The organism is Bradyrhizobium archetypum, from assembly GCF_013114835.1.
GTDB classification, from domain to species: Bacteria; Pseudomonadota; Alphaproteobacteria; order Rhizobiales; family Xanthobacteraceae; genus Bradyrhizobium; species Bradyrhizobium archetypum.
The window spans coordinates 522,265-544,610 of sequence record NZ_JAAVLW010000004.1 but is presented as its reverse complement, the minus strand read 5'-3'; the positions used below and the strand labels follow the sequence as shown (position 1 = coordinate 544,610).

Genomic DNA, 22,346 nt, shown 5'->3' with positions numbered 1-22,346 from the left:
GCCTCGCTCAGACGTACCGATTGACCAAGGATTCCAGATATTCCTGACGACCCGAGCGCGGCTGTGGATCGAAACCGGGTGCCAGCGCGCGATCAGCAAGTTCGGCAAGCGAACGCTGGCCAGCGAGGATCGCGCGTCCCTCGGCATCAGCCCATCCGGCGTAACGTTCCGCAATCGGTATCGTCAGCGCCTCGGCATCGAGCATGTCGGCGGCGGCAAGGAACGCCCGCGCGCAGGCGTCCATCGAGCCGACATGGGCATGGATCAGATCGTCCGGATCGATCGATTGCCGCCTGATCTTGGCGTCGAAATTGAGACCGCCCGTCGTGAAGCCGCCGGCCTTCAGGATCTCGTGGAACACCAGCGCCAGCTCCGGCACGTTCATCGCGAATTGGTCGGTATCCCAGCCGAGCAGATCGTCGCCGCGGTTGATGTCGAGCGAGCCGAACACGCCGAGCGCCTTGGCCAGCGCGATCTCGTGCTGGAACGAGTGGCCGGCAAGGATGGCGTGGTTCTGTTCGATGTTGAGCTTGACGTCTTTCAGAAGGTCATAGCGCTGGAGAAACCCGTAGCAGGTGGCGACGTCGAAATCATATTGATGCTTGGTCGGCTCCTTCGGCTTCGGCTCGATCAGGAGCGGTCCCTTGAAGCCGATCTTGTGCTTGTGCTCCACGACCAGCGAGACGAACCGGCCAAGCTGGTCGAGCTCGCGCTTGAGGTCGGTGTTGAGCAGCGTCTCATAGCCTTCGCGTCCGCCCCAGAGCACATAGTTCTGCCCACCCAAACGGTGCGTCACCTCGAGCGCGGCCCGTACCTGGCCGGCGGCATAGGTGAAAATGTCCGGATCCGGATTGGTTGCGGCGCCAGCCATGTAGCGGCGATGCGTGAACAGGTTAGCCGTGCCCCAGAGCAGGCGCACCCTGGAAGACGCCATCTTCTGTTCGAACAGATCGGCAATGGCGTTGAGGTTGGCGACGGATTCGGCGAGCGAGGCCCCTTCCGGTGCGGCATCGACATCGTGGAAGGTGAAGAAGGGCACATCGAGCAGGCGGAACAGCTCGAAGGCGATGTCGGCCTTGGCCCGTGCCAGCGCCATCATATCCGTGCCACGATGCCAGGGCCGCAGGAATGTCTCGCCGCCGAAGGGATCGCCGCCGGGCCAACAAAACGAGTGCCAGTAGCAGACCGCGAAACGCAGGTGATCCTCGAGCCGCCGTCCGCGCACGACGCGATCCTTGTCGTACCAGCGGAATGCGAGCGGGCTTTTGGCGTCCTTGCCGCCGTAAGCGACCGGCGCACTCGCCCCGAAGAATTTGGGTGAGACGTTCACGGGGAGAACTCCTTCAGCGCGGGATATAGTTTTCGCCACTGGTGATAGGCTTCGTCGTAGGCGGCTTCGGCAGATGCACGCGGCGTGAAGCTCGCAAGCCGCCGCGGACGCGTGCAGATCTGGGCAGGGTTTTCGTTAGTTGCAGCAAGCCGGCCGAGCCGTGCCGCGCCAAGCGCTGCACCGACCTCGCCCTCCTCGACGCGGTGGACGGGAATGCCGAGCACGTCGGCGCAGATCTGGGCCCACAGCGCCGAGCGCGAGCCGCCGCCGACAAGATCGACCTCCGTGATCCCGCTGGCGCTGCCGAGCGCCGCGAGATTGTCGCGCGCGGCGAAGGCCACGCCTTCGAGCACGGCCTGGACGATCTGATCGCGCCCGGTTGCGCCGCGAAGACCCACTAACGCGCCGCTGGCGGCAGCGTCGTTGTGTGGCGTGCGCTCGCCATCGAGATAGGGAAGGAACTTGACCGGGCTCGGTCCGCGAACGGTCTCGCCGAGCGGCGCCAGCAGCGCCGCGGCAGGCGTCGCCATGACGCCCGAAAGCCAGGCGAGCGAGGCGGCCGCCGCCAGCATCACGCCCATCTGGTGCCAGAGACCCGGAAGCGCATGACAGAAGGTGTGCACCGCCGACGCGGGCGCCGGTGCGAAATTGTCGGTAACACGAAACAGGACGCCTGAAGTTCCCAGCGACAGGAACGCATCGCCGGGCGTGATGGCGCCGAGCCCGATCGCGCTAGCGGCACAGTCTCCCGCGCCGCCGGCAACCACGACATCTTTCGCCATGCCCCAGCGCTCCGAAAATTCACTCGCAAGTACCGCGCTGATCTCGCTGCCTTCGACCAGGCGCGGCACGTGGCGAAGATCGAGCCCGGTGGCCTCTAACAGCGACGCAGACCAGCGGCGCTGAGCGACGTCGAGCCAGAGTGTGCCGGCTGCGTCCGACATGTCCTCGACCATCTCGCCGGTCAGGCGATAGCGCACGTAGGCCTTTGGCAGCAGCACTTTTGCCACCCGCTCGAAAATCTCGGGCTCGTGGCGGGCCACCCAGAGCAGCTTTGGCGCGGTGAAGCCTGGCATCGCGAGATTGCCAGCGATAGCGTAGAGCGAGGGACAGCACCCCTCGAGCCTCTCGCATTCGGCATAGGACCGCCCATCATTCCACAGGATTGCCGGACGTAGCGGACGGCCGTCCTCGCCGAGCAAGGTAGCGCCGTGCATCTGGCCGGAGAGACCGATGCCACGCACCTGCGCGACATCGCGCGGATGAACGGACGCGAGATCGTCGACAGCGCCGATCGCCGCATCAACCCAGGTGTCCGGATCCTGCTCGGACCACAGCGGTGCGGGATGCGAGAGCGCAAGCTCGCGCGCGGCTGTCGCGACGATCGCGCCAGCCTCGTTCACGAGCACCGCCTTCACACCGGACGTGCCGATGTCCATCCCGAGATACACCTCGTCCTCCCTTCCGGCCCCGTCGGCGATCTTTGCCGCCTTTGTCGGGCCGCCTTGCAATCAGTTCTGCCTACGGCAGATTGTCCCGCATCACGATATCGATCCGGATCTTCTCCTGCTCACTCAGGATTGGCTCGCCGCGGGCGAGCGCGAGCAGCACGCGCACGGCGGCGCGGGCCTCATGTCCCGGGTTTTGCGAGATCGCCGCATCCATCACGCCCTGCAGCAACAGCTTGCGCGTCAGCGTGGTGACGTCGTGGCCGACGAACACCACCTGCTTCTCGCGGCCGGAATCGATCAAGGCTTTGGCAACGCCTTGCGTGCCGGCGCCGACATTGTAGAGGCCGACGATGTCAGGATGTTTGCCGAGCAGCCGCGACATCAGCCGTTCCGAGCGCTCGTCCTCGTCGCGGCCTTCGAGCACAGGCAGCACGTCAAGCCCGGGAAATTCGGCCGCCATCACCTGATTGAAGCCGAAGATGCGCTCGGCATGGTCGCGCAGACCTTGCGAGCCGGCGACGATCGCGACCTTGCCGGATCGCGGACCAACGAGGCGGCCGACCAGCGCGCCGGCAGTGCGCCCGGCGGCGATATTGTCGATGCCAACATAATAATGACGGCGCGACGACGGCACGTCGGAGACCAGCGTCACCACCTTGGCGCCACCATCGACGAGATCGTTAATGGCGGCCCGCACACCGGGGTGATCGAGCGCGACGATCGCAACACCGTCATATTCGCCGGCAAGTGCCTCCAGAGAGCTTGCGAGAACGGAGGCGTCGAACACGTCGGTCGCGACGATCTCGACCGCGAGTCGGCGAGCCGACAGCCAGCCCGACATCTCGCCGAGATAGGACTGGATCTGCTGCATGAACAGGTTTGGCCCCGATGGCATCACGAAGGCGAAGCGCCGGGCACGGCCACGCGCGAGCTCGGCGCCGGCCACATGCGGCTGGAAGGAGTTGCGCGCGATCGTCTCTTTGACGCGGCGGACCGTGTCCGGCCGCACGCCCGGCCGGTTGTGCAGGACGCGATCGACCGTCGCGAGGCTGACGCCAGCCTGGCGGGCGATGTCCCTGAGTGTGAGAGGGCTGTTGACGTCCGGCTCCTTCATGCGCTGAAGGCTAGCAGAGGTCATTTGAGGTACGCAACTCATTTTGAGGAAAACGAGGCCGCAGACCTTTGCCGCGCACCGCGTCAGCTGCGCGGGCCTCAAACGACACGGGGCTGAGGGCTCCGACCATCGCCGCAAACGCCGGCCACGCATGGATCTTCATTCATTCCTCCGAGGTGAACTTCTGCATCTTCGCTGATTCAAACTGCGGGAACGCGCGCCCCGCATCGAGCCGTAGACCTTTTTCACTGGCCCTACCTTAGAAAGCCAAGCGGTATGACAAAAGGTCCAATCTGCGTACGCTTAAGCAGTCCAATTTTAAACGAGTGTCGACGAGGCCTTCCACGCCGGTCGACGTCGGTTACGCCGCTTCGAGGCTTGATGCCTGCGTTCATCGTAGCGTTTGCGGAGCCGCCCAGTCCCTTCAGCAATCTGCGCCGTCTGGATCGCTCCATATCCGAGGACAATGCCGGCCAGAGGCCTTCTTGGATCCGTGTTGTTGGTTCCTGTAGGCCGCCAAAGCCGCAAGCCCAATCCGAAATCGGTGATACCTAGGATAGTTTCGAGGGTGGGGGCGCCCAGCGCCGGCACCCAGAACCGCGCCAAGCCTCTCATGGCTCACGGCGAAGGCGGCTCGATGATTGCCATGGGCCACGAAGCACCCAGATATCACATCCGCCGAGGAACGTTCTTTGCCTCTCAGAGTATTCAGGCTGAAAAGGAGCAAGAGAGCGATGGCTTACGCTGTCTTCAAGGATGACCAGAAACTGAGCCGCACCTTTCCAACCAAGGAAGAGACGCTGAAAAAGGCGGACGAGGCCGGCCTGGTCGATATCGCCGAAGGCAAATCTGTCCTCGCAGACAATCTGACCATCAAGCCGTGCGAACCAGATCCCGAAGACAAGGGCGACGACGATCTCGACTGGGCGCCTGACAGGCCCTGACCCCTGATCGGGCACCTCTGCAGGAACACCTTCATCCGCTCGCCATTTAAGCGGGATGAAGAAGATTTTGGCTCACGAATTCTCAGCCTTTGCCCAGCCTGGCGCGCTGATCGCGATGCTACTCGTACTCTTGATGATGGGAGCCGGCAGTGCGGCGATGGCAGTAGCGGCGCGGGGATGGCCGTTCTAGTCCTGGCTCCCCAAGAGCCAGCCGCGCCGTAAGGGTCGCAACTCGCTCATGGCGCGCGGTGATCTCAGGCGACGGCCCTTTCAGCGGGATTTAAGCCTTCACGGCGACAGGTATTCAGGCCGGCGGATCCGAGAGAAGCGAGCCGCTGGGGCATGAGCGCACCAGGTAAATTGGAACCTTTGTACCCCTGCGCGGTTGCGCCGGTTCGATGTACATGAGTTCGGGACAAGATGGTTGTCTGGTTGAGATCGGGTCTCACGGTTGCCGCGACTTGCGTCCTCACCTCCTGCACGGGATGGCAGTCGTCGTTCAATGCGCAGGCTGCGCAATCGGAAGAGATCAAGCGCATCCTCTTGATCTTCATTGCGGTGTCTACCGTGGTCTGGGTCGCCGTGATGCTGGTCCTGTTGGTCGGCTTGATCCGCGGCAGGCCCCTCCGCGAGCAGCGGCTCGATTTAGATGAGGCATTTGAGCGCCGCGCCGGGAGCGTCATTCTCGTAGCGGGGATTGCCACGACGATTGCGGTGCTGGCGCTGTCGGTCGTGAGCTATGGCGCGCAGCGAACCGTGTTCGCCAATGATCCCCCTGTGGTAACTGTGAAGGTTACGGGCCATCAATGGTGGTGGGAGGTCCAGTATCAGGCCGACAGCCCGCACTTAGGTTTTACGACGGCCAACGAGATCCGCGTGCCGGTCGGCCAGCCCGTCACGGTCGAGTTGGAGTCCGCCGATGTCATTCACAGCTTCTGGGTGCCAAGCCTGACCGGCAAGATGGATCTGGTCACCGGCCAGCAGAACAGGACGCAGTTCACCGCGAAAAATCCCGGCGTTTACCGTGGGCAGTGCGCCGAGTTTTGCGGGATGCAGCATGCCCATATGGCATTCACCGTCACCGCCCTGGCGCAAGACGAATATCGCCGATGGCGCGATCAGCAGAACCAGAGTGCGCCGAGCCCGAGCGATCCGCTCAGCATCCGCGGTGAGCAGCTCTTTCGCGGCCGCGGATGCGGCCTCTGCCATACCATCCGAGGGACGCTCGCCGGGGGCCAACTCGGCCCTGACCTGACGCATATCGCCAGCCGGGACACGATTGCCGCCGGCACCCTGCCGCGGAACTCCGGCAACCTGGCAGCCTGGATTGCCGATCCTCAGCACATCAAGCCCGGCAATCTGATGCCGAAGATGCCGCTCCGATCGGACGAGCTGATCGCGATCCTTCACTATCTGGAGCAGTTGCAGTGAGCGATATTGCCAGAGAGCCCGCCCGCGACTTGCGCGACAACAAGCTGGAGCAATCCGAGCTTGCGGCCCTGTTGCTGGAAATATGGCGCACGCCCTCCGGCTGGCTCGGGTCATTGACGTCGGTCGATCACAAGGTAGTCGGTAAACGTTACATCCTCACAGCCTTTGCCTTTCTTGTTCTCGGAGGCCTGCTCGCCGTGCTGATGCGGCTTCAGCTCGCAGGCGCCGAACGCAAGCTGCTGTCGCCGGACCTCTACAATCAGGTCTTCACGATGCACGGCTCGACGATGATGTTTCTGTTCGCCGTTCCGGTCATGGAAGCTTTCGCCGTGTACTTCGTTCCGCTGATGGTCGGGACACGCAATATCGCCTTTCCGCGGCTCAACGCGTTCAGCTACTGGACCTTCCTGTTCGGCGGCTGCTTCCTGTGGATCGCGTTTCTGTTCAATGTCGGCCCCGACGTCGGCTGGTTTGCCTATGTCCCGCTGTCTAGCCTTCAATATAACCCGGGCAAACGCGCCGACGTCTGGGCGCAGATGATCACGTTTACCGAGGTCGCGGCGCTTGCGGTGGCGGTCGAGATCGTCGTTACCGTGTTCAAGCAGCGCGCCGTCGGCATGACGCTGGATCGGATTCCGGTCTTTGTCTGGGCGATGCTGGTAACCTCCTTCCTCGTCCTATTTGCGATGCCATCCATCGTGGTCGCCTCGACGTCGCTGATTTTGGACCGCCTCGTAAACACGCATTTTTACGATACGGCATCCGGGGGCAACGTGCTGCTGTGGCAGCATCTGTTCTGGTTCTTCGGCCATCCGGAGGTCTACATCATTTTCATTCCTGGCACCGGCATGGTGTCGATGATTATCGCCACGTTCGCCGGGCGGCCGGTGGTGGGCTACGTCATCATAGTCCTCTCACTGATCGCCACCGGCTTCCTGTCGTTCGGGCTGTGGGTGCACCACATGTTCACGACCGGCCTGCCGCAACTCGGCGCCAGCATGTTTACGGCCTCCAGCATGCTGATCGCCGTGCCGAGCGGGCTGCAAATTTTCTGCTGGCTTGCGACACTCTGGGATGGCCGCCCGGTCTATCGGACGCCGCTGTTGTTCGTTCTTGGCTTCTTCGCGATTTTTGTCCTCGGCGGGCTCTCGGGCGTCATGGTCGCGTCGGTGCCAATCGACATGCAGGTGCATGACACCTATTTCGTCGTCGCCCATTTCCACTACGTCCTCATCGGCGGCGCGGTCTTTCCGCTCGTCGGCGCGGTCTACTACTGGTTTCCAAAAATCACCGGGCGGATGCTCAGCGAAAGGCTCGGCCGCTGGAATTTCTGGCTGGCGTTCATCAGCTTCAACGTCGCGTTCTTCCCGATGCATATTCTGGGTCTGATGGGCATGCCGCGGCGCGTCTACACCTACACGCCGGAGATGGGATGGGATCATCTGAACCTGCTGTCGAGCGCGGGCGGCGCGGCCTTTGCCGCCAGCTTTGCGCTGTTGATCGCCAACGTGGTTCTCAGCCTTCGCAGCGGCGCACTTGCGGGCGACAATCCCTGGGGCGCTTCGACACTCGAATGGGCGACCAGCTCGCCGCCGCCGCCCTATAATTTCTCACGGATTCCCGTGGTGACCCATCGCGATCCGCTGTGGGCGGGCGGCGGCAACCTACCAGTGGTTGCGGGCTTAAGTGTGGAGCGGCGCGAAGTGCTGCTCAGTTCAATTGCGGATGCCGAGCCGCACACGCGGGAGGCATCGCCGGAGCCGAGCATCTGGCCCCTGCTGACCGCGATCGCCACCACGATATTCTTCGTCGGCTCGATCTTCACCCCGTGGTCGGTGGTCTGGGGCACGCCACCGATCGCTATCGCGCTGATTGGCTGGTTCTGGCCGACCGGCAGCAAGGAGGACGAAGAGTGAAGCAGACCATAGTCCGCAGCGTCAATGAACTGCCGACCTACGGCTTCGGCTCACGAACCGGGCCATGGTGGGGGGCAATGGCTTTCATCGCCCTGGAAGGGATGGGATTCGCGGTGGCGATCGCTGCATATCTCTATCTGTATGCCGTGAATCCCAAATGGCCGATCAACTCGCCGCCGCCCGACCTATGGCCGGGAACGCTCGCAACAGCCGTGTACGTTCTCAGCGTTATACCCAACGAACTCACAAGCCGCTGGGCGCACAAACTAGATTTGCGTGGTGTGCGCATCGGCCTCGTCATAATGTCGTTGATTGGCCTCGCCTTGCTCGTGATCCGCGGGTTTGAATTTGCGCATCTCAACGCGCGATGGGATCTGGATGCCTATGGCTCCGTAGTCTGGTTCGTGCTCGCCCTTCATACGACGCACCTGGCGACGGATGTTGGAGATACGCTCGTGCTGACGGTTCTGATGTTCACGCGCCACGCCAAGCCACGGCGATTCAGCGACGTCACCGACAACGTCTTCTATTGGAACTTCGTCGTCATCGCGTGGCTGCCGCTCTACGTTCTCCTGGATTGGACTCCGCGGCTATGAACCCAGTCAGCGCACGCAAAATTCCACTCTATTGGCTCGGCTTAGCGCTGGGCCCTGCGGCGTGGGCGATCAATCTGCAAGGCATTTACGCGATCACGCCGTATGCGTGCGCCAGGTCAACCTCGACGACGATCGTACTTTCGATCGCGATGGCACTTACCGCGGCCTCCGGATCTTGGGTATCGCTGCGCGCCATTCGCCGCGACATAGCGGCGGAGTGGACCGAAACACGAGGCGGGCGCGCCCGCAACTTCATGGCCTGGCTTAGCGTGGGCTGCGGCGTTCTCTTTGCACTGGTCATCCTGAACCAGTTGACGGCGGCGCTGATGATTAGTCCGTGCCTGCGATGAGTTGGCTCGCCGCGATACTGCTGATGCTCGCCGCCACACCGGCGGTCGCCCATGACGTATCAGGTGCACTCAATTCGTGGGCTGCGTGGAGCTACGATCCCTGGCTGCTGACGCCGCTCTACCTCGTCGGCATCGGCTTCTATGTCGGAACGCAACGGGTCTGGCACGCTGCGGGATTCGCTCACGGGGTGCAGCTCGCGCAGGTCACCGCATTCTGGGCGGGTTGGCTGGTGCTGGGTCTTGCCATCACCTCTCCCCTGCACTGGCTTGGCGAACGGCTGTTCAGCGCGCATATGATTGAACATGAGCTGATGATGGTGGTCGCCGCGCCGTTGATGGCGTATGCGCGGATCAATGGCGCGCTGCTGTGGAGCCTTCCCCGCGGCTGGCGGCCTATGGTGGGTCGGCTGGTCACGACAGGTGTGATCGCGGTCTGTTGGCGTTCGATCAGCCATCCCGTCACCGCGACGGCACTGCACGGCCTTGCAATCTGGCTGTGGCATGCGCCGCCGCTTTATCGGCTGGTCCTCGAGAATGGGGCAGTACATCGCCTGCAACACGTCAGCTTCTTCGTGACGGCCTTGTTGTTCTGGTGGGTGTTGTTTTACGGACGAGGCGCCGGCCGCAGTACGCATATTCGCGACGGAGTTAGCCTCGCCTGCCTGTTTGTCACCGTGCTGCACTCCGGTCTGCTTGGTGCCTTGCTCACGCTGTCGCCCCGCATCTGGTTCCCGCAACAAGGGCTTCTGGCTGCAGAGTTCGGCCTGACGCCGCTCGAGGATCAGCAGCTTGCCGGGCTGCTGATGTGGATTCCTATGGGCACGCTCTACACCTGCGCCGGGTTGCTTTTTGCGTATCGCTGGTTGTCGCTATCCGGTTCGATGGCGCGCGAGGTATCCATTCCCGAACCGGAACGTTGCTCCTCCGATTTTGTTCAGAAAAGGTCAGCGCGAACCGTCCAGGGAGCTTGATCCGATGCACAAGGTCGTAATTTCGAGTGCACTGCTAACAATGCTGGCTGCATCGCCAATCGCGGCCCAGGCGCCGAACAGTCCATCATGCCCCGTCGACCATGATCGATTGGCTGATGTCCTGAAGAAGAGCGTGAAGCCAAGTGGCGGTCCCAGCAATGGCGGCCTCGACAACAATGAGTGGGCTGCCGTCGTCAACCGCGAGGGCATTGTGTGCGCTGTTGCCTTCAGCGGCAACAAAGCCGATGACCAGTGGCCCGGCAGCCGCGCCATCGCAGCCGAGAAGGCCAATACCGCAAACGCCTTCAGCCTTGCGAACAAGGCGATCGCGACGGCCAATCTCTATGCCCAGGCGCAACCCGGCGGATATTTGTTCGGCGCTGGGCTCGGTAGTCCGCCGAACCCCGCCACGCTCTATGCCGGCCAGGCTTCCGATCATGGCAGCGCGCAGGATCCATTCGTCGGCAAGGCGCTCGGCGGCTTCATCGTGTTCGGCGGCGGGCTGGCGCTTTACGACGGCAACGGAGTAGCAGGCGGGCTTGGCGTGAGCGGTGATAGCGCCTGTGCGGATCACAATGTGGCGTGGCGGGTGCGGCGCTCCCTTGGGCTGGACAAGGTGCCGGCCGGCGTCAGTCCAAACATGAAGGATGCGATCATTTACGACGTTGGTCCGGACGGAAAGAGCACCTCCGGATTTGGTCACCCGACGTGTGATGGGAGAGAAGACCAGATCGCCGTCGATCTCGGCGCGGGCGTCAACTTGAATGCGGTGAGGTAGCTCGAAACGCAGGGATGAGCGCGCATAAAGCGCCATGCGTTAGGAACGAAACCTGTCGGAAAGGATTGTAGGTTCCGCCTGGACGGACTTCCGTCGAATTTTGCGTGTCCTGCGGAGTGCCGGTGATGATTTTGACCTATCTGCGCGATACGGCACTTGCGGCAGGCTGCATAGCATTGGTTGGGACATCGTGGTTCACAGGCCCAGCTCCCGCCCAGGCTCCATCGAGCGAATTGGCAGCGCGGATGAAGGACCCCAACCAGTGGCCGATGGCCGCGCGCGATTACGCCAACACGCGCTACAGCGAATTGGATCAGATCAACACCTCCAATGCATCCCAGCTTCAGATCGCCTGGACTTTCTCGATCGGTGCCGATCGCGGTCAGGAAGCAGCGCCGATCATTGTCGACGGCACCATGTACGTTGTCGGCCCTTATGACGGCCCCTACCCGAACAGGGTATTTGCGCTCGATGCAACGACGGGCGAGTTGAAGTGGTCCTACGCCCCGCGCCCGGAACCCGCCGCAAAGGGCGTGGCGTGTTGCGACGTCGTCAATCGCGGCCTCGCCTTCAACAACGGCAAGGTCTTCCTGAACACGCTCGATAATCACACGGTCGCGATCGATGCGAAAACCGGCAAGGAGCTCTGGCACACCAAACTGGGCGAGATCAACCGCGGCGAGACCATCACGATGGCGCCGGTGGTCGTGAAGGGAAAGGTGTTGGTCGGCAACAGTGGCGGCGAACTCGGCGTGCGCGGCTGGCTCACTGCGCTCGATGAGGAAACCGGCGCGATCAAATGGCGGGCGTATTCGACCGGACCGGACAGCGAGGTGCTGATCGGCGACGACTTCAAGCCGTTCTACGACAACCTGAGAGGCAAGGATCTTGGCGTGACAAGCTGGCCGGCCGATCGCTGGCAGATCGGCGGCGGCACGGTGTGGGGTTGGATTTCCTATGATCCGGCGCTGAACCTGATCTATTACGGGACCGCCAACCCGGCTCCGTGGAACGCCAACCAGCGCAGCGGCGACAATCTTTGGGCCACTGCGATTTTCGCGCGCGATCCGGATACGGGACGCGCCAAGTGGGCCTACCAGATCAACCCGCACGACCTGTTCGATCACGACGAGATCAATGAAAACGTGCTTGTGGATCTCGATATCAATGGCGCAACGCGGAAGGTGCTGATCCATCCCGGCCGCAATGGATACATGTATGTGATGGACCGTGCCACCGGCGAGGTGATCTCCGCCGACGCCTATGATCACGTCAACTCATACAAGGGCGTCGACCTGAAGACGGGCCGGATCATTCCGAACGGCGAGAAGACCCCGATCCTCGGCCAAACCATCAACGACATTTGCCCGGCTGCCCCCGGCGCCAAGGATTGGCAACCATCGGCCTGGTCGCTCCGGACCAAGCTGTTGTACGTGCCGCACCAGCATCTCTGCATGGATTTCAAGTCAAGCGAGGTCGGCTATATCGCGGGTACACCGTTCATCGGCGCGTCCGTCGACATGTACGCCGGGCCGGGAGGTTACCGGGGCGAGTTCATGGCGTGGGACCCGGTCGCCAAGAAGAAGGTCTGGGAGATACACGAGAAGCTTCCGGTTTGGACGGGCACGCTCGTCACCGCCGGCGATGTGACATTTTACGGCACGATGGATCGCCTGTTCAAAGCCGTGGACGCCAGGAACGGCAATGTATTGTGGCAATTCCGCGCCGGTTCCGGCTTTATCGGCCAACCCGTGACCTATCGCGGCTCCGACGGCCAGCAATATGTGGCGATCCTGTCCGGCGTCGGTGGATGGCCCGGTGTGGTCGCAAATGCCGAAGTCGATGCGCGTGTGCGCAATGCAGCCCTGGGATTCGCCGGCGCAACGCAGGACCTTCCCTTCTATACGGCTGGCGGCAGCGAGCTCCTGGTTTTCAAGCTGGGTCCGGCCGCGCCGAAGGACAACAGCAATGCGCAGCCTCGTTAGTTCACTGTTCCTGCTTGCGATCGCCGCCTTGCAGCCGTTGGCCGCGATCGCTGCGGAGCCGGAGACCATAAGAGTCTGCGCCGATCCCAACAATCTGCCGTTCTCGAACCGTGCCGGAGAGGGCTTTGAGAACAAGCTTGCCGAGATGGTGGCGCAAAAATTCGGCGAGAGCGTTTCCTACACATGGTGGGCACAGCGCCGCGGCTTTATCCGGCACACGCTGAAGGCCGGCGCATGCGACCTCGTGATGGGCGTCCCCGCGCAATATGATCTCGTGGAAACAACCCGCCCGTATTATCGCTCGACTTACGTCTTCGTGAGCCGGGCCGCGCGTCACCTTCAGCTTGAGGCTATCGACGACCCGCAGCTACGTGATCTTGCGATCGGCGTGCATCTGATCGGCGATGACGGCAGCAATACCCCGCCGGCCCATGCGCTCGGAAAACAAGGCATCGTCGATAACGTCCACGGGTTCATGATTTACGGCGACTACCGCGAACCGAATCCGCCGGCACGGCTGATCGAGGCCGTCGCGCAGGGAGAGATCGACGTCGCCGCGGCCTGGGGACCGCTCGCGGGCTATGCGGCTAAGCAATCCAAGATACCGCTGACGGTTAGGCCAATCATCGCGGGCGAGCGCTTTGCGCCGCAGCAGTTTCAATTCGACATCGCCATGGGTGTGCGCAAAGGCGATCACGTGCTGCGGGACCGATTGAGCGACTTCATTGCGCAACATCGCGCCGAGATCACGGCGTTGCTCCAGAGCTATGGCGTTCCGCTCGTAGCGAAACCGCTCTCTTCGGAAGCAGGAGAGCATCAATGAAATCGCGTTCCCTGACCCGCAATTTGGCCCTTGTCGTATTCGCTGCCGGTTTGGCCCTTGCACCCGCATCGGCACAACAGAGCCCGCCGCAATCGCAGGCGCAGCAGCCCGGCGTCGCGGTCCGACCAGATTTCGGCGAGGCCGTCGGTAACGCCCAACCTGGCGTTTTCATGCAGGTGCCGGTCAGTCCCCTCGTGCCCGGCGCATCGCCTGCTCGCCCGGCCATCAAGAATCCGGCGCAGGGCGATCCGCAGGCCACCAACCGCGGCATGCAGTATTTCATCAGTTTCAACTGCAATGGATGTCACGCCGACAATGGCGGCGGCGGCATGGGGCCGTCGCTCAGCAACAACATCTTCATCTACGGCTCCGAGCCGGAAAACATCTACCTCTCGATCTACCAGGGACGCCCGAACGGAATGCCGGCATGGGGCGCTGCTCTCCCCGATGCGGTGATCTGGGATCTCGTCACCTATATCGGCAAATTGAGCAACGAGCCTAACCGGCAATGGGGACGCACCTTCACGCAACAGCCGCTGACGCCGGATGTGGAGCAGCTCCCATCCCAGCAGGTCACGACGTCAGATCCGTGGTCCGGGACCAGAAAGTTCAATTCCGGCCAGAAACCTTGAGCAAGACGCAGGAGATACAACGGAGCATCGAGATGACGACAGCACTGCGCAGAGCCTTCCTCAGTTGGCGAATGCGGGTGGCTTGCAGACGCCTTCGCGAAAGCGGCGCACGCCCCGGCGCCTTGTCGCTGACCGCTTTCGCCGTCTCGAGCCTTATCCTGGCAGGTTGCGATACGAAATCAGAGCAAGGTCCGCCGAATTTTGCCGGCGATGCAAAGCGCGGCATGGCTCTCATCAAGCATTATGGTTGCGGCAGCTGCCATCTGATTCCACAGATTGCTGAGGCAAAAGGAAACGTCGGTCCTCCGCTGCTGCATGTCGGCACGCGGACCTATCTGGCGGGCTTCATCAGCAATTCGCCTGAAAACATGGCGCGATGGATAGAGAATCCGCAAAAGGTCCTCCCCGGCAATGCCATGCCGCGAATGGGCGTCACTCCGCAGCACTCGCGCGATATCACCGCATTCCTTTACACGCTGAAGTAATTCTCACCTCGTCAGGGCGCAACGTAACGTAGATGCCAGATTCGGCCGAGGCTTGCCCAGCATGCGCGGAACGGGTCGTGTTTGCCGCTCGGCGGCTGCAGGCCAGGCTCGGCTACTGAAATAGCGCGCGCGTCTTCCTTCTGCAGCCACCGTGTCTCTTGGAACCTTCGACGTCAGGGAACATTGACCGAGGGGCAGGCATTTTCCGATGCGATTACAGGAGAACTCATGGCAAAGCGGGCGAAGAAGCGAAAGTCGGCGGCGCGTCGCACCAGCCGACCGCAGAAGAGGCTCAGCGATCTCTTCCACGAAGCGCTGAAGGACATCTACTTTACGGAAAACAAGATCATCAAGACATTGCCGAAGATGGCCAAGGCGGCGCAATCCAAAGAGCTGGCGGCAGCATTCAACAAGCATCTCCGGGAGACCCAGGGGCAAGTCAAACGACTCGATCGGGTCTTTCGCATCATTGGCCAACCAGCGCGCGGAAAGACATGCGAAGCCATCAACGGCATTGCCGATGAGGGCGCGGAAATCATGAAGGAGTTTCGCGGCATGCCCGCTCTCGATGCAGGGCTCGTCGCCGCGGCGCAGGCCGTCGAGCATTACGAAATCTCGCGCTACGGCACGCTCCGCACTTGGGCCGAACAACTCGGCCTGTCCGATGCCGCAGAGCTGCTTCAGGAAACGCTGAATGAGGAGGAAGCAACCGATCAGGCGCTGACCGAGCTTGCGACCTCTGTGGCCAACCTAGAAGCGGAGAAGGGAGAGGAAGAAGAAGAGTACGCCTGACGGATCGGACGGGAGCTCTCCCAGCAGCCGACCTGCTGCCGCCAAGACGCCTGTCAGGCCACGCAGCCGAGTGGCCTTACTGCTGGAACGATGCCTCCGGCTGACTTCAACAAGCGCAACAACCGATACTTGCAACACTACGGAGATCGCCATGAAGGCGCTGGTTTGGCACGGCGCCACGGATATCCGCTGCGACAGCGTCCCTGATCCCACCATAGAAAATGAACGGGATGCCATCATCGAGGTCACGAGCTGCGCGATCTGCGGCTCGGACCTTCATTTCTACGACCGCTTCATGCCCGGAATGAAATCCGGCGATGTGACGGGCCACGAGACCATGGGTGAGTTCATAGACGTCGGTCCGGCGGCGCGCAAATCGCTCAAGATCGGTGACCGCGTCGCCATCATCCCCTTCACCATCATCTGTGGCGAATGCGAACAAGCGCGGCAACTTTCGCTCATCGCATTCTTCTCTGTGCCGACCCAATACTGGAGCGGTCGAAGTCACCTCCGCGCGGCCGCCGCATAACCAGCGCGTCGCCCGCGCTGGCTATGCACTGTTTCAGGCATTTCAGCGCTTTAGGAACGTTCATGCAAGTTTGGCGTTCCCGCGGGAGAAAGTATCGACAGTGTACATCAGGGCGTAACCATGAGTACCCCAGGCGGCATCCCGGCATTTGCCTTCAGCAGCATGACGGCCCGTTCCATCGCGTTGCGCACGAGGTGATGCATGGAGACCGGACGACCCTATTCGCGATTGCTGTTTCGGCTGGAGCGGTTCAACGAGCTCACGACCGAGGACAGGCAGCGGATCGCCGATCTTCCGCTCAAGCTCGTCAACTACCCCGCTGGTCGTGACGTCCTCTCGCATGGCTATGCCACGTCGCAATGCACCCTTGTTCTGGACGGTTTTCTATTCAGTCACAAGCCTGTCTCGGGATCACGTCGTCAGATTACTTCATTCTTCGTTCCTGGCGACGTCGCCGACCTCGCGACCCTATACTTGCCGGCCGTCGATCACAGCATTACGACCCTCGGGCCGGCGGTGCTCGCGTTCGTACCTCATACTGCACTTAAGGAAGCAGCGGACCGATCAACAGCGCTGACCCAGGCTTTTTGGCGCGAAACATTGATGCAGGCGGCCATTTTGCAGGAATGGATCGTCAATCTGGGACGCCGCGATGCTTTTGCGAGGATCGCCCACATCGTATGCGAACTAACCGTGCGTCTTCAGGCCTCGGGCATGGCGCGCGATCTCTCTTTCGCTATGCCCTGGACTCAAACGGACGTTGCAGATGCCTGCGGGATTTCAAATGTCCATGCCAACCGTGTCATTCAAGAAATGCGATATCTGGGACTTGTTGATTGGAATTCTCGTCGGCTGACGATCCGTGACTGGAATGCCCTGATGCGACTCGGCGACTTCAACGACGACTACCTGCAATATTGCGCAAGCATCAAGAAAGATTACCCGCTCACCGGCCACGCTGCGCCCGAAGGTGGTTTTGCGAGGCTACGAACGTCGCCGCTGGCGTACGGAGTGCCTGGTGGCGCCAAATCAGATTGCTGATCATCGGGCGGACGATGGCGGGCTGAGTTCCGCGCTGCGCAAAAATATCGAAGCGTTGCGAAGTCGGCGCGAGCAGGAGAGGCGCGATGCCGCCGCGGAAGACAAGCTGGCGGATGCGATCACTGCCTTCACCGGCAGCATGCCGTTTGTGTATCTCCATCTGGCCGTGTACGGCATCTGGATTACATGGAACCTGGTTCCGGGAATTCCGCACTTTGATCCGACATTCGTGATTCTCGCCATGGAAGCATCAGTCGAGGCGATCTTCCTCTCTACCTTCGTGCTGATCAGCCAGAACCGCGCGAAGGCCGCGACCGACAAACGCGATGATCTTGATCTGCACATCAGTCTTCTCACGGAGCACGAATTAACGCGACTGATCGAGATGGTCTCCTCCATCGCCGAGAAACTGGAGGTCCGCACGGGCGCCGAGCACGAGCTGGCCGAAATCACAAAGGACGTCGCACCCGAAGCGGTGCTCAGCGAAATCGAACAGCAGAACCACAAGAAGTAATCCCTTTGGCACGCACACCCATCAGAAAACAACAACAAGCCTTCTGGTATATCGAACATGAGGTGCCATGGCGCCTCGAGCGTACGATCCGCAGAGGGAGCTGAACGTCGACCAGTTCAGCTGGGAGCAACGCTGTATTGCGATCCCCTGATAAAAAACGGGCGCGACAATGAAATACGAGCGAGACGGCCGGCCGCGACATGACCTACGTTATTGGAGAACCCCTCATTCGCGATAGGCTGCCGCCCCCGAAGCTATGTCGGGTATCGCGCCCAAAACCGGGGGGCGAGTTGTTGCTATTCGGTCGGCCAGAGCCAAGCTGACAGTCTCGATGACACTCGCCCAATCTCCTGCGTCGCGTTGATAGAATAATTTGGCGCGCGGATACCAAATCGAGGCCTCGCCCTCGTTGGGCCACCGCCAATCGCAGTCGGCATGCAGCAGAACCCATGGTTCGTGGCCAAGCGCTCCGGCCAAATGCACGATCATGGTGTCGACACTAACGACAATATCCAGTTCGCCGATGCGCCGACCGAGTTCTATGATATCTGGCGTGCTGATGTCCTTCGCTCCGATTTGGGCAGCCACGCCTGGTGCAACTGCCCTCTGCAATGAGAAGAGTTCAATACCTTCCCGGTTGAGCCGCTTGAGAAGCTGCGGCGGGATGGCGCGACGCTTGTCCCAGTCTCCGACTTCCCAGACCAGACCTACCGCGAGCTTTTCCTGCTTTCTGACACATTTCGGCAAACGGCCTGGCGGCAGGCTCAAATAGGGCATGCGCAACTCGAAAAGATCTCGGCTCGCCTTAAGGGCATGCGGGATTTCCATGATCTCGATGTCGACTGCAAAATCGGCGTCAGGCGTGCCGTCATGGAGCGGTATTGCCCGATCGACGCCCTCAAGGCGCTCGATCAGAGGTACCAGTTCCGATTGGCACCATACCGTGACCATCCGGGCCCGCTCGGCAAGCGGCGGCAGAAAGCGGGCGAACTGGATGGTATCGCCGAGCCCGTGGTAGCAGCGCACCAGGACCTTCCGGTTCCGCAATTCCTCGCCGCGCCAGATGCGCTGCAGATGTCGTGGCCCGCTATGCTTGTCGCCAGTACCCCAACGGCAGGCAGCAAGGTCCCGGTCCGTAATTGCCCAGGCGCGTTCAAACTCGCCGGCGCGCATAGCGGAAATCCAATCGCCGCCGTCGGCCCGCGGCTGGCGGACAATTGTGCTCCCCGAAAGAACGTTCATTCGCCGGAACGCCGGACGAACTTATGAAACCGGCTCAGCTTTCCATCCTTGGTTCGGTCCTGGTAAAGGAACGCAAGCTCGGCCTCGTCGAATTTCCGAAAGAATTCATCCCATCCGATTTCTTCAAGCCGATCTTCTTTGGGGCCGAAATCAATCCGAAGAATACCAGCGTGACCATCCTCTTCGCTGGCGCGCACGGTAGCCGGCCGACCATCGCGCTCTTCGGCCCATTTCTGGATCACCTTGTGATCTGTCGTCCTTTCACCCTCGCTCATCGCCATCTTCCTTTCAGCGGTTAGGAGATCGATCAATCAGCGACCGATCACCCCATGCTTGTGAAACGCCGCAGTCAGCCATTCGTTCTTCACGAGCGAAACGATCAGCACACACGGCACCGCCTTCCCCTACGTCCTTCGCTCAGCTTCTTCTTCATCTTCTTCTACTCCGGCCTTCGTTCCAGCCGTAAACGCCGCCAAGTTAAACCAGGTTAATGTTTTTGATCTTTTCTCGCAGGAATCGTTTGTTGCTCCCGGGAACGGCTTCGAACGCAGGAACGAACCCATCGAAAGCACGTTCGACAACGTACTTACGTTTGCGATCGGACTCCCGGAGGCACAATCGATGCATTCACGTCTTCAAGAAAGACGACGCGTTCGCGTCGGAATTGTCGGAGTCGGTAACTGCGCAAGCTCGTTCGTTCAGGGGCTCACCTATTATCGCGACGCCAACTCCAATGAGCCGGTCCCAGGCCTGATGAACGCAGACGTCGGCGGATATCACATCAGTGATGTCGAGATTTCGTCAGCGTTCGATGTCAATGCCAACAAGGTCGGTCGCGATGTCGCCGATGCAATCTTTGTGAAGCCCAACAACACGCATCGCTTTGCCGCCGTTGCCGAAACCGGCATCATTGTCCGTCGCGGGCCGGTGCTCGACGGTGTCGGTCGCTATCTCGAGGACGACGTGCCGGTCTCCGAAGAGCCGGAAGCCGATGTGTCGGACGTGCTGAGGAAATCGCGAACGGATGTCGTGGTTTCTTATCTGCCCGTGGGATCGCAAAACGCGAGCGAATGGTATGCAACGCGGGCCATCGAGGCTGGCTGCGGCTTCATCAATTGCATTCCCGTGTTCATCGCTTCCGATCCCGCCTGGCGCCGTCGCTTCGAGGAAGCAGGCCTCCCCATCATCGGCGACGACATCAAAAGCCAGGTCGGTGCCACGATTCTGCACCGCGTGCTCGCTAATCTGTTCCGCGAGCGCGGGGTCCGGCTCGACCGAACGTACCAACTCAATGTCGGCGGCAACACCGATTTCAAGAACATGCTGGAACGGGAGCGGCTGACTTCAAAGAAGATATCCAAGACGCAGGCGGTTACCAGCCAGTTCGACGTTCCCTTGGAAGCCGATAATGTCCACGTCGGTCCCAGTGACCACGTCCCCTGGCTTACCGATCGCAAACTTGCCTACATCCGGCTCGAGGGCACCACGTTCGGTGGCGTACCGTTGAGCGCCGAGGTACGGCTCGAAGTCTGGGATTCGCCAAATTCCGCCGGCGTGGTCATCGACGCCGTCCGATGCGCAAAGCTGGCGATGGATCGTGGTCTCAGCGGTGCCCTGACAGGTCCATCAAGCTATTTCATGAAATCCCCGCCGAAACAATTTAGCGATGAGGAAGCGCGCCGCAGGACGCGAGTCTTCATCAAGGACGAAGCATGAGGCAGCCATGGTAGAGACGATTCACCTCGTCCGCCACGGGCATCACGCTATGCTCGGCCATCGGCTCTGCGGCAGGATGCCGGGGGTGCAACTCGACGATCTCGGCTGCCGCCAGATGTCGCGCTGCGCCGAGATGATCCCAGGGAGGCCAGCGGTAATACAATCAAGCCCGCAGCGGCGGGCTCAGCAATCCGCCTCCATCCTCGCCTGGCACTTTGGTCTGCCGGTGGAAATCGCTCCTGATGTCGACGAGCTCGACTATGGAGAGTGGACATCCGGCTCCTTTGCAGACCTCGCGGACGATCCGAGATGGAATAGATGGAATACGCGACGCAGCACAAGTCGTCCACCCGGCGGAGAAAGCATGCAGGCCCTCCAGCAACGAATGGTTCAACATCTCGAGCAACTCCGGCGCGCTCAGGCAGATGGGGCGATCGTCATCGTCAGCCACGCGGAGCCGATCAGGGCGGCCTTGCTGTATTACTCCCGCACCCCGATGGACAATTTCCCTTCGATCGAAATCGATCCGGCGAGCGTAAGCACGCTCGCGGTGGATAAATCAGGCATTCGTATCTCGCGGATCAACCAGCAGGTGCCGGCGTGAGAATTGTCATCTTTGGTTTGACCATATCTTCCTCCTGGGGAAACGGTCATGCGACGCTCTGGCGCGGGCTTTGCAAATATCTCGTCCGTTCGGGCCATTCGGTGGTGTTCTTTGAGCGCGACGTGCCCTACTACGCGGGCGCCAGAGACCTGTTCGAAATTCCGGGCGGACGCCTCGTGCTCTACTCGTCATGGGAAGACGTCCGATCGATCGCTCGCTCCAGCGTGCTCGAAGCGGATGCTGCGATCGTAACCTCCTACTGTCCAGACGCGCTCCCCGCCACCGACCTGATCCTGTTCCAGGATCGCGCCACTCCGGTCTTTTATGATCTCGACACGCCGATTACCCTTGCAAAAATGCAGGCCGGAGAGCCGGTCCCTTACATCGGTCCCGCGGGTCTCGAAGGGTTTGCACTCGTTCTGAGCTTCACGGGCGGACAACAACTGTTTGACGAATTTCGCCGGAAGCTCGGCGCGCGCGATATCAGGCCTCTCTATGGACACGTTGACGCCGATTTGCATCGTCCTGTTCCCGCTGAAGCACATTACCGCGCTGATCTCTCCTATCTCGGCACCTATTCGGAGGACCGGCAATCCGGGCTCGAAACCCTGTTCGTGGCGCCTGCCCGCTCGCGGCAAGACCTCCGCTTCCTGATCGGCGGCGCGCAGTATCCGCCTGATTTCCCCTGGTCGTCGAACATCTATTTTGTCCGGCACCTGCCGCCCTCCGAACACGCGCCTTTCTTCGCTTCCTCTCGCGTAACCCTTAACGTCACCCGGCGTGCGATGGCGGAAATGGGTTGGTGCCCTTCCGGGCGGTTGTTCGAAGCGGCGGCCTGCGGCGCACCGCTGCTCAGCGATCGCTGGGTCGGACTGGAGGACTTCTTCCAGCCTGGCGAAGAGATCCTGTTGGCAGACGATGCAGCCGATACGCTCGCGGCATTGCAGTTGCATAGCGACCAGTTGTCGGGGATGGCCAAGCGCGCTCGCGAGCGGACCCTGGATCAACATAGCTCGAACCAGCGGGCGATCGATCTCATCGAGCTGCTTCAGCAAGCGGCGAGCCGCAGCGCACGACAAGCAGAAGCGCAGGGAGTTTAGGC

At 61.4% G+C, this 22,346-nt stretch carries 22 protein-coding genes and 1 pseudogene; 18 read left to right on the top strand and 5 right to left on the bottom strand.

Annotation, left to right across the window (positions count from 1 at the left end; all coding sequences use genetic code 11):
- Positions 1-7: 7 nt before the first annotated feature.
- The 3 genes from xylA to HCN50_RS15300 form a co-directional block, all read right to left on the bottom strand.
- On the bottom strand, positions 8-1,330 hold the full coding sequence (gene xylA / locus HCN50_RS15310) for a xylose isomerase (protein WP_171710483.1): 1,323 nt from the start codon (positions 1,328-1,330) through the stop codon (positions 8-10).
- A complete protein-coding gene (gene xylB, locus HCN50_RS15305) occupies positions 1,327-2,781 on the bottom strand; it encodes a xylulokinase (protein WP_171710482.1) in 1,455 nt (484 codons plus the stop codon). Before xylB ends, xylA begins: the two co-directional genes overlap by 4 nt.
- Positions 2,782-2,851: 70 nt before the next feature.
- Positions 2,852-3,919, bottom strand: a complete 1,068-nt coding sequence (locus tag HCN50_RS15300) for a LacI family DNA-binding transcriptional regulator (RefSeq protein WP_235976976.1) — start codon at positions 3,917-3,919, stop codon at positions 2,852-2,854.
- Between the two features lie 710 nt (positions 3,920-4,629).
- Between HCN50_RS15300 and HCN50_RS15295 the strand changes: the two genes are divergently transcribed.
- The 15 genes and pseudogenes from HCN50_RS15295 to HCN50_RS15225 all read left to right on the top strand — a co-directional run bounded on the left by HCN50_RS15295 (position 4,630) and on the right by HCN50_RS15225 (position 17,682).
- Positions 4,630-4,839, top strand: coding sequence for a hypothetical protein (locus HCN50_RS15295; protein WP_171710481.1), 210 nt, complete (start codon positions 4,630-4,632; stop codon positions 4,837-4,839).
- Between the two features lie 420 nt (positions 4,840-5,259).
- Entirely contained in the window at positions 5,260-6,270 is a 1,011-nt protein-coding gene (coxB, locus tag HCN50_RS15290; protein ID WP_171710480.1) for a cytochrome c oxidase subunit II, read from the top strand.
- Complete coding sequence (gene ctaD, locus HCN50_RS15285; RefSeq protein ID WP_171710479.1) at positions 6,267-8,186, top strand: cytochrome c oxidase subunit I; 1,920 nt, start codon at positions 6,267-6,269, stop codon at positions 8,184-8,186. The genes coxB and ctaD overlap by 4 nt, the downstream gene beginning before the upstream one ends.
- On the top strand, positions 8,183-8,782 hold the full coding sequence (locus tag HCN50_RS15280; RefSeq protein ID WP_171710478.1) for a cytochrome c oxidase subunit 3 family protein: 600 nt from the start codon (positions 8,183-8,185) through the stop codon (positions 8,780-8,782). Before ctaD ends, HCN50_RS15280 begins: the two co-directional genes overlap by 4 nt.
- Positions 8,779-9,132 carry a hypothetical protein gene (locus HCN50_RS15275; protein WP_171710477.1) on the top strand — a complete coding sequence of 118 codons (354 nt, stop codon included), beginning with the start codon at positions 8,779-8,781 and terminating at the stop codon, positions 9,130-9,132. The genes HCN50_RS15280 and HCN50_RS15275 overlap by 4 nt, the downstream gene beginning before the upstream one ends.
- Positions 9,129-10,103: a cytochrome c oxidase assembly protein gene (locus tag HCN50_RS15270; RefSeq protein ID WP_210264928.1), complete on the top strand. Its 975-nt coding sequence runs from the start codon at positions 9,129-9,131 to the stop codon at positions 10,101-10,103. The genes HCN50_RS15275 and HCN50_RS15270 overlap by 4 nt, the downstream gene beginning before the upstream one ends.
- Positions 10,104-10,107: 4 nt before the next feature.
- Entirely contained in the window at positions 10,108-10,881 is a 774-nt protein-coding gene (locus HCN50_RS15265; RefSeq protein WP_171710475.1) for a GlcG/HbpS family heme-binding protein, read from the top strand.
- A gap of 125 nt (positions 10,882-11,006) precedes the next feature.
- Positions 11,007-12,866 carry a PQQ-dependent dehydrogenase, methanol/ethanol family gene (locus HCN50_RS15260; protein ID WP_171710474.1) on the top strand — a complete coding sequence of 620 codons (1,860 nt, stop codon included), beginning with the start codon at positions 11,007-11,009 and terminating at the stop codon, positions 12,864-12,866.
- The gene (locus HCN50_RS15255) at positions 12,850-13,689 is read left to right on the top strand and encodes a substrate-binding domain-containing protein (protein WP_171710473.1); all 840 of its coding nucleotides are present in this window, start codon (positions 12,850-12,852) and stop codon (positions 13,687-13,689) included. The genes HCN50_RS15260 and HCN50_RS15255 overlap by 17 nt, the downstream gene beginning before the upstream one ends.
- A complete protein-coding gene (locus HCN50_RS15250; protein ID WP_171710472.1) occupies positions 13,686-14,321 on the top strand; it encodes a c-type cytochrome in 636 nt (211 codons plus the stop codon). Before HCN50_RS15255 ends, HCN50_RS15250 begins: the two co-directional genes overlap by 4 nt.
- Positions 14,322-14,353: 32 nt before the next feature.
- A complete protein-coding gene (locus tag HCN50_RS15245; RefSeq protein WP_210264927.1) occupies positions 14,354-14,806 on the top strand; it encodes a c-type cytochrome in 453 nt (150 codons plus the stop codon).
- A 228-nt stretch (positions 14,807-15,034) separates the two neighbouring features.
- Positions 15,035-15,598 carry a YciE/YciF ferroxidase family protein gene (locus HCN50_RS15240; RefSeq protein ID WP_171710471.1) on the top strand — a complete coding sequence of 188 codons (564 nt, stop codon included), beginning with the start codon at positions 15,035-15,037 and terminating at the stop codon, positions 15,596-15,598.
- 151 nt (positions 15,599-15,749) lie between these two features.
- Positions 15,750-16,049 (top strand): annotated as a pseudogene (locus HCN50_RS15235) (alcohol dehydrogenase catalytic domain-containing protein); the annotation flags it as partial.
- 279 nt (positions 16,050-16,328) lie between these two features.
- Entirely contained in the window at positions 16,329-17,168 is an 840-nt protein-coding gene (locus tag HCN50_RS15230) for a Crp/Fnr family transcriptional regulator (RefSeq protein ID WP_171710469.1), read from the top strand.
- Positions 17,146-17,682 (top strand): DUF1003 domain-containing protein, encoded by a 537-nt coding sequence (locus HCN50_RS15225; RefSeq protein WP_311968050.1) that lies wholly within the window; start codon positions 17,146-17,148, stop codon positions 17,680-17,682. Before HCN50_RS15230 ends, HCN50_RS15225 begins: the two co-directional genes overlap by 23 nt.
- Before the next feature lie 225 nt (positions 17,683-17,907).
- Here HCN50_RS15225 and HCN50_RS15220 read toward each other — a convergent pair whose 3' ends face one another.
- On the bottom strand, positions 17,908-18,924 hold the full coding sequence (locus HCN50_RS15220) for a glycosyltransferase family protein (protein ID WP_210264926.1): 1,017 nt from the start codon (positions 18,922-18,924) through the stop codon (positions 17,908-17,910).
- Complete coding sequence (locus HCN50_RS15215) at positions 18,921-19,199, bottom strand: hypothetical protein (RefSeq protein ID WP_171710468.1); 279 nt, start codon at positions 19,197-19,199, stop codon at positions 18,921-18,923. The genes HCN50_RS15220 and HCN50_RS15215 overlap by 4 nt, the downstream gene beginning before the upstream one ends.
- 346 nt (positions 19,200-19,545) lie before the next feature.
- Here HCN50_RS15215 and HCN50_RS15210 point away from each other — a divergent pair, with 346 nt between their 5' ends.
- From HCN50_RS15210 to HCN50_RS15200, 3 genes are read left to right on the top strand one after another with little or no spacing between them, the layout of a single operon-like run.
- Positions 19,546-20,640 carry an inositol-3-phosphate synthase gene (locus HCN50_RS15210; RefSeq protein ID WP_171710467.1) on the top strand — a complete coding sequence of 365 codons (1,095 nt, stop codon included), beginning with the start codon at positions 19,546-19,548 and terminating at the stop codon, positions 20,638-20,640.
- Positions 20,641-20,647: 7 nt separating this feature from the next.
- On the top strand, positions 20,648-21,244 hold the full coding sequence (locus HCN50_RS15205; protein ID WP_171710466.1) for a histidine phosphatase family protein: 597 nt from the start codon (positions 20,648-20,650) through the stop codon (positions 21,242-21,244).
- Positions 21,241-22,344 carry a CgeB family protein gene (locus HCN50_RS15200; protein ID WP_171710465.1) on the top strand — a complete coding sequence of 368 codons (1,104 nt, stop codon included), beginning with the start codon at positions 21,241-21,243 and terminating at the stop codon, positions 22,342-22,344. The genes HCN50_RS15205 and HCN50_RS15200 overlap by 4 nt, the downstream gene beginning before the upstream one ends.
- The last annotated feature ends 2 nt before the right edge of the window (positions 22,345-22,346 follow it).

Bases quoted from the DNA above. Each gene is read 5' to 3' on its own strand.
- HCN50_RS15265 (WP_171710475.1), top strand. From the start codon at position 10,108: ATGCACAAGGTCGTAATTTCGAGTGCACTGCTAACAATGCTGGCTGCA.
- HCN50_RS15210 (WP_171710467.1), top strand. From the start codon at position 19,546: ATGCATTCACGTCTTCAAGAAAGACGACGCGTTCGCGTCGGAATTGTC.
- HCN50_RS15255 (WP_171710473.1), top strand. From the start codon at position 12,850: ATGCGCAGCCTCGTTAGTTCACTGTTCCTGCTTGCGATCGCCGCCTTG.
- HCN50_RS15275 (WP_171710477.1), top strand. From the start codon at position 8,779: ATGAACCCAGTCAGCGCACGCAAAATTCCACTCTATTGGCTCGGCTTA.
- HCN50_RS15250 (WP_171710472.1), top strand. From the start codon at position 13,686: ATGAAATCGCGTTCCCTGACCCGCAATTTGGCCCTTGTCGTATTCGCT.
- HCN50_RS15295 (WP_171710481.1), top strand. From the start codon at position 4,630: ATGGCTTACGCTGTCTTCAAGGATGACCAGAAACTGAGCCGCACCTTT.
- HCN50_RS15270 (WP_210264928.1), top strand. From the start codon at position 9,129: ATGAGTTGGCTCGCCGCGATACTGCTGATGCTCGCCGCCACACCGGCG.
- HCN50_RS15245 (WP_210264927.1), top strand. From the start codon at position 14,354: ATGACGACAGCACTGCGCAGAGCCTTCCTCAGTTGGCGAATGCGGGTG.
- HCN50_RS15240 (WP_171710471.1), top strand. From the start codon at position 15,035: ATGGCAAAGCGGGCGAAGAAGCGAAAGTCGGCGGCGCGTCGCACCAGC.
- HCN50_RS15215 (WP_171710468.1), bottom strand. From the start codon at position 19,199: ATGAGCGAGGGTGAAAGGACGACAGATCACAAGGTGATCCAGAAATGG.
- HCN50_RS15260 (WP_171710474.1), top strand. From the start codon at position 11,007: ATGATTTTGACCTATCTGCGCGATACGGCACTTGCGGCAGGCTGCATA.
- HCN50_RS15220 (WP_210264926.1), bottom strand. From the start codon at position 18,924: ATGAACGTTCTTTCGGGGAGCACAATTGTCCGCCAGCCGCGGGCCGAC.
- HCN50_RS15300 (WP_235976976.1), bottom strand. From the start codon at position 3,919: ATGACCTCTGCTAGCCTTCAGCGCATGAAGGAGCCGGACGTCAACAGC.
- HCN50_RS15205 (WP_171710466.1), top strand. From the start codon at position 20,648: ATGGTAGAGACGATTCACCTCGTCCGCCACGGGCATCACGCTATGCTC.
- coxB (WP_171710480.1), top strand. From the start codon at position 5,260: ATGGTTGTCTGGTTGAGATCGGGTCTCACGGTTGCCGCGACTTGCGTC.
- HCN50_RS15230 (WP_171710469.1), top strand. From the start codon at position 16,329: ATGGAGACCGGACGACCCTATTCGCGATTGCTGTTTCGGCTGGAGCGG.